The organism is Mesorhizobium sp. RCC_202, assembly GCF_041355295.1.
Classification (GTDB): Bacteria; Pseudomonadota; Alphaproteobacteria; order Rhizobiales; family Rhizobiaceae; genus Mesorhizobium.
Map to the genome: position 1 here is coordinate 38,548 of NZ_JBFUPO010000022.1, position 14,620 is coordinate 53,167.

General features: G+C 62.5%; 20 protein-coding genes. 11 read left to right on the top strand and 9 right to left on the bottom strand.

The annotated features are described in order from the left end of the window. Nucleotides 1–50 precede the first annotated feature (50 nt). The 3 genes from AB6802_RS29925 to AB6802_RS29935 form a co-directional block, all read right to left on the bottom strand. Nucleotides 51–377, bottom strand: coding sequence for a hypothetical protein (locus AB6802_RS29925; RefSeq protein ID WP_371013813.1), 327 nt, complete (start codon nucleotides 375–377; stop codon nucleotides 51–53). A gap of 90 nt (nucleotides 378–467) precedes the next feature. Next, nucleotides 468–638, bottom strand: coding sequence for a hypothetical protein (locus AB6802_RS29930; RefSeq protein WP_371013814.1), 171 nt, complete (start codon nucleotides 636–638; stop codon nucleotides 468–470). A gap of 129 nt (nucleotides 639–767) precedes the next feature. After that, on the bottom strand, nucleotides 768–1,817 hold the full coding sequence (locus tag AB6802_RS29935; RefSeq protein WP_371013815.1) for a sensor histidine kinase: 1,050 nt from the start codon (nucleotides 1,815–1,817) through the stop codon (nucleotides 768–770). On the opposite strand from AB6802_RS29935, the gene AB6802_RS29940 reads away from it, so the two are divergent. Beyond that, entirely contained in the window at nucleotides 1,744–1,932 is a 189-nt protein-coding gene (locus tag AB6802_RS29940) for a hypothetical protein (protein ID WP_371013831.1), read from the top strand. The two genes, AB6802_RS29935 and AB6802_RS29940, sit on opposite strands and share 74 nt — an antisense overlap. A 65-nt stretch (nucleotides 1,933–1,997) precedes the next feature. Here AB6802_RS29940 and AB6802_RS29945 read toward each other — a convergent pair whose 3' ends face one another. Together AB6802_RS29945 and AB6802_RS29950 are read right to left on the bottom strand one after the other, a co-directional pair. Then, a complete protein-coding gene (locus AB6802_RS29945) occupies nucleotides 1,998–2,162 on the bottom strand; it encodes a DUF1328 domain-containing protein (protein ID WP_018429836.1) in 165 nt (54 codons plus the stop codon). Nucleotides 2,163–2,334: 172 nt separating this feature from the next. Next, nucleotides 2,335–3,129 (bottom strand): response regulator, encoded by a 795-nt coding sequence (locus AB6802_RS29950; protein WP_371013816.1) that lies wholly within the window; start codon nucleotides 3,127–3,129, stop codon nucleotides 2,335–2,337. Nucleotides 3,130–3,347: 218 nt separating this feature from the next. On the opposite strand from AB6802_RS29950, the gene AB6802_RS29955 reads away from it, so the two are divergent. Further along, the gene (locus AB6802_RS29955; RefSeq protein ID WP_371013817.1) at nucleotides 3,348–3,551 is read left to right on the top strand and encodes a NepR family anti-sigma factor; all 204 of its coding nucleotides are present in this window, start codon (nucleotides 3,348–3,350) and stop codon (nucleotides 3,549–3,551) included. A gap of 3 nt (nucleotides 3,552–3,554) precedes the next feature. Next, nucleotides 3,555–4,103, top strand: coding sequence for an RNA polymerase sigma factor (locus AB6802_RS29960; RefSeq protein WP_371013818.1), 549 nt, complete (start codon nucleotides 3,555–3,557; stop codon nucleotides 4,101–4,103). Nucleotides 4,104–4,112: 9 nt separating this feature from the next. On the opposite strand, the gene AB6802_RS29965 is transcribed toward AB6802_RS29960, so the two are convergent. Further along, nucleotides 4,113–4,493: a response regulator gene (locus AB6802_RS29965; RefSeq protein ID WP_371013819.1), complete on the bottom strand. Its 381-nt coding sequence runs from the start codon at nucleotides 4,491–4,493 to the stop codon at nucleotides 4,113–4,115. Nucleotides 4,494–4,646: 153 nt separating this feature from the next. Here AB6802_RS29965 and AB6802_RS29970 point away from each other — a divergent pair, with 153 nt between their 5' ends. The 3 genes from AB6802_RS29970 to AB6802_RS29980 all read left to right on the top strand — a co-directional run bounded on the left by AB6802_RS29970 (nucleotide 4,647) and on the right by AB6802_RS29980 (nucleotide 6,278). Next, on the top strand, nucleotides 4,647–5,408 hold the full coding sequence (locus AB6802_RS29970) for a Crp/Fnr family transcriptional regulator (protein WP_371013820.1): 762 nt from the start codon (nucleotides 4,647–4,649) through the stop codon (nucleotides 5,406–5,408). 75 nt (nucleotides 5,409–5,483) lie between these two features. Next, a complete protein-coding gene (locus AB6802_RS29975) occupies nucleotides 5,484–5,810 on the top strand; it encodes a YqjD family protein (protein WP_371013821.1) in 327 nt (108 codons plus the stop codon). Nucleotides 5,811–5,816: 6 nt separating this feature from the next. Continuing rightward, nucleotides 5,817–6,278: a phage holin family protein gene (locus AB6802_RS29980; protein WP_371013822.1), complete on the top strand. Its 462-nt coding sequence runs from the start codon at nucleotides 5,817–5,819 to the stop codon at nucleotides 6,276–6,278. A gap of 7 nt (nucleotides 6,279–6,285) precedes the next feature. On the opposite strand, the gene AB6802_RS29985 is transcribed toward AB6802_RS29980, so the two are convergent. Further along, entirely contained in the window at nucleotides 6,286–7,809 is a 1,524-nt protein-coding gene (locus AB6802_RS29985) for a sensor histidine kinase (RefSeq protein WP_371013823.1), read from the bottom strand. A gap of 142 nt (nucleotides 7,810–7,951) precedes the next feature. Here AB6802_RS29985 and AB6802_RS29990 point away from each other — a divergent pair, with 142 nt between their 5' ends. Then, nucleotides 7,952–8,155 carry a hypothetical protein gene (locus tag AB6802_RS29990; protein WP_371013824.1) on the top strand — a complete coding sequence of 68 codons (204 nt, stop codon included), beginning with the start codon at nucleotides 7,952–7,954 and terminating at the stop codon, nucleotides 8,153–8,155. Between the two features lie 8 nt (nucleotides 8,156–8,163). On the opposite strand, the gene AB6802_RS29995 is transcribed toward AB6802_RS29990, so the two are convergent. Continuing rightward, entirely contained in the window at nucleotides 8,164–9,084 is a 921-nt protein-coding gene (locus AB6802_RS29995; RefSeq protein ID WP_371013825.1) for a diacylglycerol kinase family protein, read from the bottom strand. A 252-nt stretch (nucleotides 9,085–9,336) separates the two neighbouring features. Between AB6802_RS29995 and AB6802_RS30000 the strand changes: the two genes are divergently transcribed. Next, a complete protein-coding gene (locus AB6802_RS30000) occupies nucleotides 9,337–10,707 on the top strand; it encodes a PRC-barrel domain-containing protein (protein ID WP_371013826.1) in 1,371 nt (456 codons plus the stop codon). 170 nt (nucleotides 10,708–10,877) lie between these two features. On the opposite strand, the gene AB6802_RS30005 is transcribed toward AB6802_RS30000, so the two are convergent. Next, entirely contained in the window at nucleotides 10,878–12,455 is a 1,578-nt protein-coding gene (locus AB6802_RS30005; RefSeq protein WP_371013830.1) for an alkaline phosphatase family protein, read from the bottom strand. A 216-nt stretch (nucleotides 12,456–12,671) separates the two neighbouring features. Between AB6802_RS30005 and AB6802_RS30010 the strand changes: the two genes are divergently transcribed. From AB6802_RS30010 to AB6802_RS30020, 3 genes are read left to right on the top strand one after another with little or no spacing between them, the layout of a single operon-like run. Then, the gene (locus AB6802_RS30010; RefSeq protein ID WP_371013827.1) at nucleotides 12,672–13,604 is read left to right on the top strand and encodes a ring-cleaving dioxygenase; all 933 of its coding nucleotides are present in this window, start codon (nucleotides 12,672–12,674) and stop codon (nucleotides 13,602–13,604) included. Nucleotides 13,605–13,608: 4 nt separating this feature from the next. After that, nucleotides 13,609–14,244 carry an alpha/beta hydrolase gene (locus AB6802_RS30015; RefSeq protein ID WP_371013828.1) on the top strand — a complete coding sequence of 212 codons (636 nt, stop codon included), beginning with the start codon at nucleotides 13,609–13,611 and terminating at the stop codon, nucleotides 14,242–14,244. Then, nucleotides 14,237–14,536, top strand: a complete 300-nt coding sequence (locus AB6802_RS30020; RefSeq protein ID WP_371013829.1) for a GNAT family N-acetyltransferase — start codon at nucleotides 14,237–14,239, stop codon at nucleotides 14,534–14,536. The genes AB6802_RS30015 and AB6802_RS30020 overlap by 8 nt, the downstream gene beginning before the upstream one ends. Nucleotides 14,537–14,620 lie beyond the last annotated feature (84 nt).

Here is a 14,620-nt window from a genome sequence, read left to right on the forward strand (position 1 = left end):
CAACGCCAGCAACCATTTAGCATGAAAAAGCGGCCTTTGCCCAACCTATCTTATTGTTGACTAAGATAGTCTTTTTCGGGGCGCATGCTTGCAGAAGCGAGCAGCGTTCCGGAAACCTCAAGCGACGCGTCGAGCATGCCATCTGGCCGCACGTTCCAGACGATCTGGTCGTAGTCGTCTTCAAGCGCGGGGTCGACAGCAAGGCACTCGCCCACGATGCGGGGCGCCCGACCTTGCAGATCGCCCAGCGCGAAGGGTCTTTCGGCTGTGCAGGCTTCCTGGGTCTCGAAGACGCTCACAGGCACGTTGAGCTCGCGACAATCGGTCATGGCATTTGAGCAGCCGACGACAAACAGCAGTGCGGCGATATGTTCCATGGCGGCAGTCCTCTCGCCGCCAACAACGAGCCGTGCCTGCTAAAAGTTCCTCTGCCGAACTTTAGTCGAAACAAAGCAGGATGGCAGGGATCAAAACAGCTGCCAGACGGCCGTCAGCGCTACGGCCGCAAGAAGCGCCACCGCCGCCAGACGAAGCGAAAGATGAGATGATCGCGGCGCCGGCGGTGGCTCGGGATCCTGGAAGCCGCTCATCGAGACGCGGGCAGCCTGCTCCAGCCTGTTCATGTCGGCAACCATCATCTTCAGCTCCCAGGTCGCGCAGCGGGGCGCGGATGGGTTTCCGGCGCACCGTTGTCAGCCGGGAACATAGGATCGGACTTTATGGTGAACAGCCGGTTAAAGGCCTTCGCCGGCAAGCCTGGCAAGGGATCAATCGGTCTCGAAATTGCCGCGTGGGACGGTCAGGCGATACTGCAGACGGCTTGCGCCGATTTCGAGCGTCGCGGAGCCATTCAGCGATAGCGGCACGACCCGCTCCAGCGCCACGCTGCCAAAGCGCTTTTCGTGGGGTGGCGCGTCGCCGATCGCTTCGGTCCAGGTCAGCAAAAGGCTGGGCGAAATCACGCCATCGGCCTCAAGCTTCGCGCTGACCTCGACATGGCCATCGGGCTGTGACAGCGCCCCGTAGGCCACGGAGTTCACGGCCAACTCATGCATCGCCAGACCGACATGCAAGGCGGCGTTGGGATTGAGATAGGGATTTTCGCCGGCAAGCCGCAGGCTGCGCGCCGGGTCGCTACTATAGCGACCGACCTGACCGGATACGAGTTCCTGGAACGCTGCTCCCCGCCAGTTGGAAGAAGTGACGAGATCCTGCGAGGATGCCAGCGACTGCAGCCGACCTCGAAACCGCGCCAGGAACTCATCGAGCGTTTCGGTGTAGCGTCCAGTCTGGGTGGCAATGCTTTGGATGATCGCCAGCAGATTCTTCGACCGGTGGCTGACTTCGCGCAGCAAGGTCTTGAGTGTCTGCTCGCGGCGCTTCTGCTCCGTCGTCTCGACCATGGTGGTGACAACGCCAAGCACGTCTCCCGCATCGCCGCGATCGGCGTCGACCCATAGCTGGAACCAGCGCACGCCATGGCTGCCTGGAATGCTGAGTTCGAGCTGCTCGGCATTGCCGGATTCGACCACCTGGCGTTTGACGGCGCTTATGCGTTGGAACTGCGCCGGCGCAAGCAGGTCGTCGCGGTCGGCGGTTTCGGCCGCCCAGCGCGCGCGCATGTTGCGCGCCCAGACAGTCTTCAACTCCCGGTCCTGATAGAGAACGGAAATTCCAGCGTTGTGAAGCGCATGAAGCAACGCCCGTCCGACTTGCATTCCATTTTCAGCCGGATGCATTGCGATGACGTCGCCGTCGGGGACGGTGTCGCCATCCTTCTTTTCGGATTCATCTTCCTTTGAGGCCTTGGAACGCATCGAACACTTCCTGCACTCAGGCTGGAACGGCTCTCTCCAGAAGAAGTTCCTGATCCGGTTCGACGGCTCGGAATTGCAAGCCCTAAAAACGGTCCGCCGGACGGCGCCCTTTTGAGGCACCGCCCGGCGGTGGCTGGAAACCGTTTGAGGGGTGCGGCTTCCAGTGTTCGATGTCTGATGTCAGGCTCTCCTGAAGAGGCCGGCGATCAGAGAGATGACCAGGAAGGCCAGGAAGATGAAGAACAATATCTGCGCGATGCCGGCCGAGGTGCCGGCTATGCCGCCGAAGCCAAGCGCGCCGGCAATGATCGCGACTACGAGAAATACGAGCGCCCAGTACAGCATGATGCGTCTCCTTCTTCTGTCCGGAAAAGAACGTGGCTCGGTGGCGTTTGTTCCACCATTCGCCGAAAAAGACGATCCCCCGGAAGCAGGCTTTTTCAGGGTAGGGGTACGCATGACGTCGTGCGAGGCACAAGGCCTCGCACCGGATTTTCAATGGTAGTGGCGGGACCGATCAGGCTGCGGCCTTGGCTTGCCGATCAAAGAAAAGCGCCTGGCTGATCAGGGCCTTGACCATGTCGGGATTGAACGGCTTGGTCACCAGAAAGGCCGGTTCCGGCCGCTCGCCCGTCAAAAGGCGCTCGGGGAAGGCGGTGATGAAGATCACCGGCACCGGCGTCGAGGACAGGATCTCGTTCACGGCCTCGATGCCGGAACTGCCATCGGCCAGCTGGATGTCGGCCAGAACCATTTTTGGACGCGTCTTGCCGAACATGGCTACCGCTTCGGCGTGCGTGCGCGCCGTGCCGACCACACGGTGACCGAGGCTTTCGACCATCTCCTCGATGTCCATGGCAATCAGCGGCTCGTCCTCGATGATCAGGACATCGGTCGCGACCTGGCGGGAAATCTCGTTGCTCGCCTGGGCAAGCAGCTCGGAGAACTCATCCTCTTCGACATCGAGGATTTCAGCCGCCTCGTCCTCGCTGAAGCCCTCGACGGCGACCAGGAGGAAGGCCTGCCGGGGCTGCGGCGCGATCGCATTGAGATTGGCGGCCGCGCGCTGTTCCCACGCGGTCTGCGCGTGTTCCTGTGGCACGCGGATGGCTACGGACGTGAACAGCTTGGCGAACACCTTATACAGCGCGATGCGGTCACTGGAGGCAGTGGGGAAAATATCGATATCGGCGATGATGGCTTCCAGCATTGCGGCGACCAGCGCGTCACCGCTCTCCTGGGACCCTGACACGGCGCGCGAGAAGCGGCGCAGGAATGGCAGGTGCGGAGCGATGGTTGCGGACAAACTCATATTTTACGTCTCCCTCAGATGACGTTGTTGCTCTGACAGGCCAGACTGATTGCAAGCCCCTGCAAACCAACGCCGGCTTTCAGAAAAAGTTCCGCCGGCTGTGGAACTAAATTAGCAGGCGAGCGTTTCGGGGGTCGGGATGGGCAACCAGACGAAGGTTCCGCTTGCGTTGTGGTTTGAAGTCGAAGAGCGGTTCGATGCTGGAAACTAGGGCGACTATGAAAGAAATGTCAAAAGATACCACGGCTGGCGCCGCAAACAGGCACCGGATCGCCGAAGGCAATCCGCTCGGCGCGAATTCAGAAATCGCCCGCAAGCTCAAGCAATATTATGACGAACTGGTCTCGGACAATGTGCCGGACCGTTTCGCTCAGTTGCTCAGTCAGCTGGAGCAGACCGAACCTGCCCAGAAAAAGGATTGAGGCATGGCGGTTTCCCAGAGCTTCAAGACCGAGTTGCTCGGCGCGATACCGAGCCTGCGCGCTTTCGCGGTGTCGCTGACCCAGAATGCCGACAAGGCCGACGACCTCGTCCAGGAGACGCTGGTCAAGGCCTGGGACAAGCACGAGAGCTTCCAGCCGGGCACCAACCTCAAGGCCTGGCTGTTCACCATCCTGCGCAACGAATTCTATTCGCAGATGCGCAAGCGCGGCCGCGAGGTGCAGGACAGCGACGGCATCATGACCGCCCGGCTCGCTGTTCACCCGGCACAGCACGGCCAGCTCGACCTCAAGGATTTTCGCGGCGCGCTCGAGCAACTGCCCGAGGATCAGCGCGAAGCTATCATCCTGATCGGCGCGTCCGGCTTCTCCTATGAAGAGGCAGCTGAAATCTGCGGCTGCGCAGTCGGCACGATCAAGAGCCGGGTCAGCCGGGCGCGCAGCAGGCTGCAGGAGATCCTCAAGATTTCGGGGGAGGACGAATTCGGGCCGGACGCGATTTCGGCGCAGGTGACCGGGTCGAACGCCGCCTGAGCCGGCCTGTCAGGCCGCCTTCGCGCGCCCGCAGGCTATGGCCACCGCTTCGATCAGATCGTCGCCCGAGTAGGGCTTGGTCACTAGCCTGACGTCCGGGAACGAAACGTTGACTTCGTCGGAATCCGAATAACCCGATGCGAACACAAACGGCACGGCTTCGCTGCGCAACCGCGCGGCGAAGTCCAATGTCGAGACGCCGCCGAGCATCAGATCGACAACGGCCGCATCGAAGCGTGATGACAGCGCCTGGCCATCGACCTCGCCGATCTCGCGCGCGATCGTCACGTCGCTGGCGCCATGGTCGCGGCAAAGCTGCTCGACATCCATCGCGATCAGAAATTCGTCTTCCAGGACGAGGATGCGCAGTCCGTCAAGCAATGCTGGCAATTTGTTGGTGTCTCCGCGGCGGGCCGCACTCATGCGCGGAATCTGGCGCCGTGTCATTTAAAAAAGACATGGGCTCCCTGCCTTGCGGAACCTGGATCGGTCTCGAACGTTCCTGTGCGCCCAGAAGGGCAGGGATTTCGAAGAGGGGTCGAAATGTCCAGTCAAAACGCACGTTCCGTCGCCACTCGTCAATACCCCTGCGAAAAGTGCCCGCTTCGGCCTTTGCCGGCTTTTCGCGCGTTTGAAAAGCAGGAATTGTCGTTCGTCAGCACCTTCAAGAAAGGCGAGCTTGCCGTCGACAAGGGCGCGACGGTGCTGGTCGAAGGCAGTCATAGCGCTCACCTCTACACCGTGCTTTCCGGCTGGGCTTTCCGCTACAAGCTTTTGTCCGACGGGCGCCGGCAGATCCTCAATTATTCCATGCCTGGCGATCTCATCGGCCTGCAAGGCAGCCTGATGGGCGAGATGCAGCACTCGGTCGAAGCCCTGTCGCCGATGCTATTGTGCGTGTTCGAACGCGAGCAGTTGCCCGAACTCTATCGCAATCATCCCGGGCTCGCCTACGACATCACATGGCTGGCATCCCGCGAGGAACGCATGCTGGACGAGAATCTGCTCAGCATCGGCCGGCGCACAGCGCTGGAGCGTGCCGCGTACCTCATCGCCTTCATCGTCAGCCGTGCCCGCAGCGCCGGCCTCAACGGCAAGACGCCAGTGCAAATCCCGATCACGCAGCAGCATATTGCCGACACGCTCGGCCTGTCGCTCGTCCACACCAACAAGACGATCCGCAAGCTGATGGACCGCAAGCTGCTTGTCTGGCGCGATGGCGGCTGCGAGGTCATTAATTATGATGGGCTCAAGGCTCTCGCCCGATGGGAAGGCATGGGCGAGGACCGCAGGCCGCTGATCTAGGCATTAGACTTGGGCGTACCGGAACCTTGGCATGGGTCCGGCGTTGAAATTGAAGCAAACGCAAGGAGTTAGAGAATGGCAACCGCTGCTGGCAAATCCGCGACCGCAGACCCCAACACCGCCGACCTCGAGGCCGACATCCAGCAATTGAAGGCCGATATCGAAAAGCTGACCAAGCAGCTCGCCAAGACCGGCGAGCATGGCTATGGCGCGGCGCGACGCGCGGCAGCCGAGGGTGTCGAGCAGTTGCGTGCCCAAGGCGAAGCGGCTTTCGAGAATGTGCGCGGCAGCGCCGAGGATATCGAAGCGCAGATCATCGCAAGAGTGCGCGAAAAGCCGGTGACGTCGTTGGCGATCGCGGCGGGCGTGGGCTTCCTTTTCGCGCTTCTTACCCGACGCTGATCTGAGATGGGGTCGCTGATTTCGCTGATTTCGGGCCTTGCATCGGGGGAGGCCATGGCTGCCGTGCAAAGAGCGCGGACAACAGCAATCCTCTACGGACTTGCCGGCCTGTTCGCGCTGTGCGGTGTCGGTTTCCTCATCGGCGCTGCCTATATCTGGCTGACGGCGCGCTATGGACCGTTGGCGACCAGCCTCGGCTTCGGCGTCGGTTTCCTGGTAATTGCCGGGCTGATCCTTGTTATCCGCAAGCTGGTGGTCAGCATGCGCAGCAGGCGCCGGGCACGACGGCGACAGGCCGATATGACGGCAATGGGGATTACCGCGGCGCTTGCGCTGCTTCCGGTCCTTGCCAAAAGCAAAGGCGGGCTCGGCGTTCTCGCCGCGCCGGCGCTGGCGGCGCTCGCCTACGCCGTCTATCGCGAGAATACCAAACCCAGGCCGCCTAAGCGCGATCCTGACGAAACGTAAAAGCGCCTTACTTCAAGGCGTGTTCGAGCGACATCGATATTTCGGCAAAGACACCGCCTGGCCGAAATTCGTGCGTGACCTCGCTGTCGATGACCTTGGCCAGGCTGCGGCGGATCAGGATCGAGCCGAAGCCGTGACGGTCGGGGGGCGCGACCTGTGGCCCGCCGCTTTCGCGCCAGGTGAGCACCAGCCGCCGCGCCCCTTTGCGGCTCTGCGTCTTCCAGTCGAGATCGACCTTGCCGGATGGCGACGTCAGCGAGCCGTATTTCAGCGCATTGCTGGCAAGCTCGTGCAGGATCAGGCCAAGCCCTACCGCTTGATCCGGCGAGAGCAGGAGATCGGGGCCTGAAATCGCGATGCGCGGCTTGTCGCCGGTTTCGAAAGGTTTCACCTCTGTGCGCGCCAGCTCGCTGATGCCGATGCCGCGCCATTCGCGGTCGGAAAGCATGCTGTGGGCGGCGCCAAGCGCCTGCAGCCTGGCGCTGAAGGCCTCGAGGAATTCGCTTGGCTGGCGGGCGTGGCGCACCGTCTGTGTCGCCAGCGCCTGCACGGTCGCGAGTGTATTCTTGACGCGATGGTTGAGCTCGCGAAGCAGCAGACGCTGCCGCTCGTCGCCCAGCTTGCGCTCGGTAATGTCGTAGTTGACGCCGAAGATCAGGGTCGGCTTGCCATCGCTGTCGCGTTCGACGACACGTCCGCGCGTGGCGATCCAGCGCGGAGGGTCGAATCCCGTCACCCGATATTCGCCAAAGTAATCGTCGCTGCCGCTCAGTGCATCGCGGAAGCGCGTCTCGGTCTGGTAGACGTCGCGCGGATCGATGGCGCGCAGGATGTCGCGCGCCTTGAGCCGGTTCGACGGCGGCAGGTTGAAAAGCTCGGCCATCAGCACGTCGCAGTCGATGATATCGGTGCGGACATCCCACACCCAGCTCGCCAGCGAAGCGGCATCGAGCGCGATGGCGCGACGCTTTTCCTCGCGCGCCAGCTCGGCCTTGGCGATGGCGCCGTTGCGGTTGGCGTCCTTGAGGGTGAACAGGCTGGCCGCCAGGTCGGCGAGTGTCTTCAACTGCGCGAGCCTGTCGGCGGGCGGGGCCGCCTTCATCTCCCGATCGAGCACGCAAAGCGTGCCGATCCTGGCGCCAGCGACCACTATCGGCACGCCGGCGTAGAAACGGATATGCTCCGGGCCGGTCACCAACGGACTGCGGACAAAACGGGGGTCCAGCGTCGCGTCGGTCACCACCATCGCGTCGTCGCCGGCGGCGATGGCATGGGCGCAGAACGAGATGTCGGTTGCGGTTTCCTTGGCGTCGAGGCCGATCCGCGATTTGAACCACTGCCGATCGGTATCGAGCAAGGTCACCAGGGCGACAGGCGCTTCGATGATGGCCGCCGCAAGCGCGGTGATGCGGTCGAAATCGGCATCGGCCGCCGTATCAATGGCATCGAGGCCGCGCAGCACGGCAAGCCGGTCCGCATCCTCGACAACCTGACTGACATCGGCCGGCAGTCTTTGCGCCTTGCTGCTCACTGTTCCCTCAAACGCCACGTTCCCCGATCGCGGACGACCGCTTGAACGTCGCCAGCCGGGTCCGGAACCTTCGCGGACAGGATCCGTTACCCCAACGTGTCGGGTTCAAATCGCCCACCGCGCCGCAGTATAGAGGCCAAGAATGACCAAGATCGTACCTGAAGACAAAGCCCGCCAGGGGCATTGGGGCTGGCATGCGCTCAGGATACTCATTGCCGGGCTGTTGCTGGCCTTCATTGCATGGGGCGGGGTGGAGATTTACGGCGAACTCATCAAATCCCCGAGGACCCAGCAGACCATGCCGCAAGCGCCGCCTGCCGAACAAAAACCCACCCAGGGCGGCTGATCGTTGCATCATGCCGCCTTTGCCTGCGTATTGCTTGCGGGAACGAGCACGTTCAGAGCGCCGGGGTGAATTTCTATCGTCGTTTCGCGCTCCAGCCGGATCAGTTCGCCATCCATGACGGCACTGAACTTCCTGGTCGGCGAATGGATCTTCAACACCACCTTGTCGGCTTGATGAACTTCAATATGGGCGCTTTGGCGCCAACGGCCGCGCAGCATGTCAAGCAACAGCTGCGCGAGGTGGTGGCGTTTGCGCGCGACGCTGACATAGATGCCAAGCACGCCGCCGGCGGGGTTGTCGGCATAAGGCAGGTGGCCTTCGCCGAACAGATTGTTGGAGATGCCGATGCCGGTCGTGCGGGTGACGATCTCGGCCTTGCCGACGGTGAGGCTCACTCTAAGCGCCGGCGGACGCTTGATCGTCGCCCATGCGGCGCGAACCGACGCATGAATCTTGCCGAGGCGGGAGGCGAAGTCCATTTTCTCGCGCAGTTGAACCATCCTGGCATGCATGCCGATCGAAAACTGATGCACGAAGGGCTGGCCGTTGGCGGTCGCCATGTCTACGGCCATCACTTGGCCGTCGGCGAAAGATTTCAGAGCTGCGTCAAGCGTCTGCGGGATACTCAAGCCGCGCGCGAAGAGATTCATCGTACCGGCAGGCAATATGGCCAAGGCCTTCTTCTTGTTCATTAGAAGCGCTGCCGCAGTGGAAATCGTACCATCGCCGCCTCCGGCGAGAACCACGTCGACGTTGCGCCTGGCGATCGCTTTTTCCAACGCTGCCGCAACCTCACGGCCAGCAACTATGTCGACCTGGACGGAATGTCCGGTCGCTTCAAGCGTCTGGCGGATCCGTTCGGAAAAGGCGGCGATATCGATCGTGCGCAACGTGCCGCCGTCCTGGTTCAGCACCGCAGCAAACCGCATGCCCACCCGCCTTCCTTCTCAATCCCTTTGGGCTTTGAGACAAAATACCGCTCAGCCGCAGGCTGCAACGAAGACAGCGGTGCAAAGGTTCCATGGAAGGTCAGGTGTCCAGAGCGGCGGCAAGGTCCGGGCTTTTTGGGAACAAGGCCATTGTCACGACGTTGTGAACCTGTCGAACGCGCCGCGTCGGCCTGCCCTTTCCGTTGGGATCGATGCACGGCGCGCATGAATAAGGCACGAGGAGAGACAGTCATGATCCGCACGCTTTTCGCCACGACCGCCCTTGCAACCCTGCTTGCAACCGGCGCTTTTGCCCAGACCGCAACACCGGCGCCGGCTGATGCGCCGGCGGCGACAAACCCCGCACCCGTAACGCCCGCCGAGGGCGCATTGATGACCAATATCATCGGCGAGTCGGTCTACAACGGCACCGGCAACGATGCCCAGAACATCGGCAAGGTCGACGACATCGTCTTCGACGGCGGCGGCAAAGCCAAGTCCGCCATCATCGGCGTCGGCGGTTTTCTTGGCGTCGGCAAGAAGGATGTGGCCTTCGAGTACGCCAAGCTGCAGTGGGCCGAAAAGAACGGCGACCGTTGGCTGGTGGCGACGACCACCAAGGACGAGCTGACCGCGCAGCCTGCTTTCGACCGCAAGCCGTACGATCCGGCGCCGGCACAGGCCACCGATGCGACGCAGCCTGCGGCGACCGATACGACGGGAACCCAGAAGCAAGCGGCTGCGCAGCCGGCAGAGCCGATGAAGAAAGCCGATGGCAACCTCGCTTCCAATATCATGGGCGAGGAGGTCTATAACGGCACGGCGGACGATGCCCAGAAGATCGGCGACGTCAAGGACATCGTGCTTGCCAAGGACGGTAAGGCGGACTCGCTGGTGATCGGCGTCGGCGGCTTCCTCGGCATCGGCACGAAGAATGTCACCTATGACTTCGCCAAGGCCAAGTGGGCGGAGAAGAACGGTAACCGCTGGCTGGTGGCCGAGACCACCAAGGAGGAACTGCAGGCGCAGCCTGAGTTCAACCGCAAGGCCTATGATCCCGCTCCGGGCTCGACGACGGCAGGGAATGAGGCCCCGGCCACGACCACGCCGGCCGTGGCGGCATCCGATGCCACTTCGGACAAGGGCGCCAAGCCTGTCGAGCCAGCAAAGTCGACGGCCGAGGCCAAGCCAGCAACGCCGCCGGCTCAAACCACGGCTGAAAACAAGCCTGCCGATACCAGCGCTTCCGCCACGGACCAAACCAAGACCGCTTCGATCGACAAGTCGACGCTGACCGAGATGCCAATGGGCAATATCAGGGGCGATGATCTGAAGGGCACGACGGTCTATGGCGCCAACGACGCCAAGATCGGGTCCATCGGTGACGTCGTGCTGACGCCCGACAATAAGCCGGACGCGGTGGTCATCGATGTCGGCGGCTTCCTCGGCATCGGGGCCAAGGAAGTGGCGGTCGGCATGGACAAGCTCAAGTTCATGACCGACAAGAACGGCAAGAGGTACCTGTATACCAACTTCACCAAGGAGCAACTGCAGGCGCAAACCGCCTATGACAAGAGCAGTTACGCCGCCAACCGCGACCAGCAGCGGATGATGTTGAAGTAAGGGAATAGGGGAATAGGGGAATAGGGGAATAGGGGAGTAGGGGAATAGGGGAATAGGGGAGTAGGGGAGTAGGGGAGTAGGGGAGTAGGGGAGTAAGGGAGTAGGGGAGTAAGGGAAGAGATGCTGGCCAAGCATCGAATCGGCCGTTGTCTCTTCCTACTTCCTACTTCCTACTTCCTACTTCCTACTCCCTTACTCCCCCTACTCACATATCCAACCACCCCATCCTCCGTCAGCTCCGCCAAGGCCAGCGACTGGTCGAGATGGCGGGCGCGCCAGGCAAGCAGCCTTTCGGCGAATTCCAGCCGCGCTGGCAGATATGCAGGATCATTCGCGACATTGTTGAGTTCGCCGGGATCCTTATTCAGATCGAACAACAACGACGGCAGGCCGCCGCCGAAATGGACGTATTTGAAATCGCCGGAGCGGATGACGGCAAGGTTGCATTGCCGCGAGTCGATGCCGAAATAGCGTTCTGCCTCGCCCGCGGCGACAGAGCGAAAATCGAATTCCCAATGTGCGGCGTCGCGCCAGTCGGTTGGTTTCTCGCCATCCAGCCATGGCGTGAGCGACCTGCCGTCGAGATGCGGTTGCGGCTTGGCGCCGATCAAGTCGAGCAAGGTCGGGAAGATGTCGACAGCTTCGGAGAAGCGGTCAACGGATGAGCCCGCCGTTGCCTTGCGCCTTGGATCGCGGATGACCAACGGAATGTGGTAGCTGGCGTCGAAGAAGCCGCCTTTGCCGAGCATGAAGTGGTCGCCCATCATCTCGGCATGGTCGGAGGTGAGCACGACCACCGTGTCGTCCCAGGCGCCGGCGGTTTTGATCGCCTGCCAGATGCGGCCGAGCTGGGCGTCGACCTCCGAAATCATGCCGTAATAGATTGCGCGGATGCGGCGGAAGTTTTCCTCGCTCCAGTCGGGCACCTTATCCTCGATACCTGGAACGAATTTGGTCCGTTTCTGCCGCCCCATATCGTAGGCGAGGTAGGGATGGCCGGCGGCCTCCGCCTGCCAATCCGCCGCGCGTTTGAACGCCGGACCGTCGGCCGGATCATACATCGTGTTGTAGGGCGCAGGCACGATGAAGGGGGGGTGCGGGCTGATGAAGGAGATATGCGCGAACCATGGCGCGCCTTGTTCCTGCTCGCCGAGCCAGCGGATGAACTCGCCAGCGAGAAACGCCGTCGGCGTCTGATCTTTCGAATAGACTGGCGGCGCGTTGGTCACATCGCTCTTGGCTTGCCCGGCGGCTGGACGATGGATGTCCGGGCTGCCCGCGCTGGTGTCGGTGCCTTGCGCGCGCAGCCAGGACAGCCATTGTTTCTGATGTTCCGGCAGAGCCTGCCGCACGGTGAAACCGGGCAGCACGCCTTCGTAGCTGCGCAGGCGTGGGTCATTGTCGGCGAGCAGGCGCGGATCGAGCGAGACATCGGTGTAGCCGAATAGCGTCGGATCGTAACCTGCCGCCCGCGCGGCGAGCGCGATGTTGCCGTGGCGGGAATCGAGCGGTGTGCCGTTGCGGCAGACGCGATTGTTCATCTGGTAGAGGCCGGTATAGAGACAGGCGCGGGCCGGCGAGCAGGGCGCGGCGCCGCCATAGTGCCGGCGAAACAGAACGCCCTCGGCGGCAAGCACGTCCGCATTCGGCGTTTTCACCACAGGATGGCCGGCGGCCGAGAGGCAATCGCCGCGCCACTGGTCGCAGGTGACGAGGAGAACATTCGGCCGGCCGTGCAGGTTCAAGATCGTCTCCTCATGGATGCGCGGCCGCAGATGGAGCGGAAAATTGCCGGTTTTGCAAGGCAAGCTCGATCATCGAATGGTGAACGGGTCCGGCCCATTCGTTCACTTTTACTGCACAGTCCATTCTGTGTTTGCCCGCTTTGCCGCGGCCGTCACTATCCTCATATTGGCGTGGAGAGCGGCAAGGGGCCGCAGAAAGACAAAGGAAGGAGCACCATCATGCTCAATCAGATCCAGGGGCTGCATCACGTCACCTCGATGGCCAGCGATGCGCGCCGCAACAATGAGTTCTTCACCCAAAAGCTCGGCCTGCGCCGGGTCAAGAAGACGGTCAATTTCGACGCGCCGGACGTCTACCATCTCTACTATGCCGATGAGTTCGGCACGCCGGGCTCGGTCATGACCTATTTCCCGTTCCCCGATATCGCCAAGGGCCGGCATGGGGTCGGCGAGGTCGGCACGACGGTGTTCTCGGTGCCCGAGGGCACGCTCGGCTATTGGGAAAAGCGCTTCACCGACGAGGGTGTCGGCAATGTCGCCCGTGCGGAGAGCTTCGGCGAGAAGCGGCTGACTTTCACCGGTCCCGACGGCGACAGTTTCGCGCTGGTCGAGGACAAGGCCGACATCCGGGCGCCCTGGGTCAAGGGCGGCGTTCCCGGCGACGAGGCGATCCGCGGCTTCCACTCGGTTTCGCTCAGGCTGAAGGACGGCGGCGCCACCGAGGAACTGCTGAAGTTCATGGGCTATGAGGAAGTCGACAAATCAGGCAACACGCGCCGGCTGGCGATCAAGAACGGCAACGGCGCCGATGTCGTCGACATCGAATCGCTGCCCGGCGCCGGTTTTGCCAATCTCGGCGCCGGCTCGGTGCATCACGTCGCCTTCGCCGTCGAGGATCGCGCCAAGCAACTGGAAGTTCGCAAGGCGCTGATCGATACAGGCTACGGCGTGACGCCGGTCATCGATCGCGACTATTTCTGGGCGATCTATTTCCGCACGCCGGGCGGCGTGCTGTTCGAAGTGTCGACCAACGAGCCGGGCTTCAACCGCGACGAAGATACCGCGCATCTGGGCGAGGCGCTGAAGCTGCCCATGCAGCACCAGCATCTGCGGCCCTATCTCGAAGAGCACCTGCAGAAGCTGGAAGGCTAAGGCGATGAACAGGGACGCCTACATCCACAAAGTGCTGCCCGGCTCGCCGGGCGGCCCGCTGCTGTTCGTCTTCCACGGCACCGGGGCCGACGAAAATCAGCTCCTGACTTTTGGGCGCGAGCTGCTGCCGGCGGCGACCATCGTGTCGCCGCGTGGCGACGTGTCCGAATATGGCGCGGCGCGTTTCTTCCGCCGCACCGGCGAGGGCGTCTACGACATGGACGATCTGGCACGGGCGACGGAAAAGATGGCCGGCTTCGTCAAGACGCATGTCGAGGCGGCAAAGCCGTCGGCGGTGTTCGGGCTAGGCTATTCCAACGGCGCCAACATCCTGGCATCGGTGGTGTTCGCGCAGCCGACTATGTTCGATGCCACGGCGTTGATGCATCCGCTGATCCCGTTCGAGCCGCAGGTTCAGGGCAGCCTCGCCGGCCGGCATATGCTGATCACGGCGGGCAGGCGCGACCCGATCTGCCCGCCGAACCTGACCTCGCGTCTGGAAGCCTATTTGCGCGCCGACGGCGCCGATGTCACAGTGGAATGGCACGATGGCGGGCACGAGGTGCAGCCGAATGAAATCGAAGCGGCACGGCGGCTTTTTGCCCTCGCGCCCGCTGAAGGAGGCAAAGACAATGGCTGACCAGCTGCCCGAGATCGAATTGGAAGACCGTGGCTCCAAGGGACGCTACGTGATACGCGGCCCGGGCGGCGCCGAGGCCGAGATGACCTTCACCAAGATCGGCGAGCACCAGCTCATCATCGATCACACCGAGGTGCCGGACGCGTTTCGCGGCCAGGGTGCGGGGCTTCGCCTCGTCACCCGCGCGGTCGGGGACGCGCGCGCCGCCGGCAAGAAGATCATCCCGCTCTGCCCCTTCGCCAACGCGCAGTTCCGCCGCCACCCGGAGTGGGCGGATGTGCTGAAGCAGTAAGCTTTCACCTTCTCCCCTTGTGGGAGAAGCGCAACCATTAGCTCAGGCGGTGTGGTTTGCTGGCGGACTTTTGCTCCACGGAGT

What these genes read in the sequence shown, in the direction of transcription:
- AB6802_RS29930 (WP_371013814.1), bottom strand. Translation starts at nt 638, where the DNA reads ATGATGGTTGCCGACATGAACAGGCTGGAGCAGGCTGCCCGCGTCTCG.
- AB6802_RS29960 (WP_371013818.1), top strand. Translation starts at nt 3,555, where the DNA reads ATGGCGGTTTCCCAGAGCTTCAAGACCGAGTTGCTCGGCGCGATACCG.
- AB6802_RS29925 (WP_371013813.1), bottom strand. Translation starts at nt 377, where the DNA reads ATGGAACATATCGCCGCACTGCTGTTTGTCGTCGGCTGCTCAAATGCC.
- AB6802_RS29955 (WP_371013817.1), top strand. Translation starts at nt 3,348, where the DNA reads ATGAAAGAAATGTCAAAAGATACCACGGCTGGCGCCGCAAACAGGCAC.
- AB6802_RS29970 (WP_371013820.1), top strand. Translation starts at nt 4,647, where the DNA reads ATGTCCAGTCAAAACGCACGTTCCGTCGCCACTCGTCAATACCCCTGC.
- AB6802_RS29980 (WP_371013822.1), top strand. Translation starts at nt 5,817, where the DNA reads ATGGGGTCGCTGATTTCGCTGATTTCGGGCCTTGCATCGGGGGAGGCC.
- AB6802_RS29950 (WP_371013816.1), bottom strand. Translation starts at nt 3,129, where the DNA reads ATGAGTTTGTCCGCAACCATCGCTCCGCACCTGCCATTCCTGCGCCGC.
- AB6802_RS29935 (WP_371013815.1), bottom strand. Translation starts at nt 1,817, where the DNA reads ATGCGTTCCAAGGCCTCAAAGGAAGATGAATCCGAAAAGAAGGATGGC.
- AB6802_RS30015 (WP_371013828.1), top strand. Translation starts at nt 13,609, where the DNA reads ATGAACAGGGACGCCTACATCCACAAAGTGCTGCCCGGCTCGCCGGGC.
- AB6802_RS29945 (WP_018429836.1), bottom strand. Translation starts at nt 2,162, where the DNA reads ATGCTGTACTGGGCGCTCGTATTTCTCGTAGTCGCGATCATTGCCGGC.
- AB6802_RS29990 (WP_371013824.1), top strand. Translation starts at nt 7,952, where the DNA reads ATGACCAAGATCGTACCTGAAGACAAAGCCCGCCAGGGGCATTGGGGC.
- AB6802_RS29995 (WP_371013825.1), bottom strand. Translation starts at nt 9,084, where the DNA reads ATGCGGTTTGCTGCGGTGCTGAACCAGGACGGCGGCACGTTGCGCACG.
- AB6802_RS30010 (WP_371013827.1), top strand. Translation starts at nt 12,672, where the DNA reads ATGCTCAATCAGATCCAGGGGCTGCATCACGTCACCTCGATGGCCAGC.
- AB6802_RS30000 (WP_371013826.1), top strand. Translation starts at nt 9,337, where the DNA reads ATGATCCGCACGCTTTTCGCCACGACCGCCCTTGCAACCCTGCTTGCA.
- AB6802_RS29940 (WP_371013831.1), top strand. Translation starts at nt 1,744, where the DNA reads ATGACGTCGCCGTCGGGGACGGTGTCGCCATCCTTCTTTTCGGATTCA.
- AB6802_RS30020 (WP_371013829.1), top strand. Translation starts at nt 14,237, where the DNA reads ATGGCTGACCAGCTGCCCGAGATCGAATTGGAAGACCGTGGCTCCAAG.
- AB6802_RS29975 (WP_371013821.1), top strand. Translation starts at nt 5,484, where the DNA reads ATGGCAACCGCTGCTGGCAAATCCGCGACCGCAGACCCCAACACCGCC.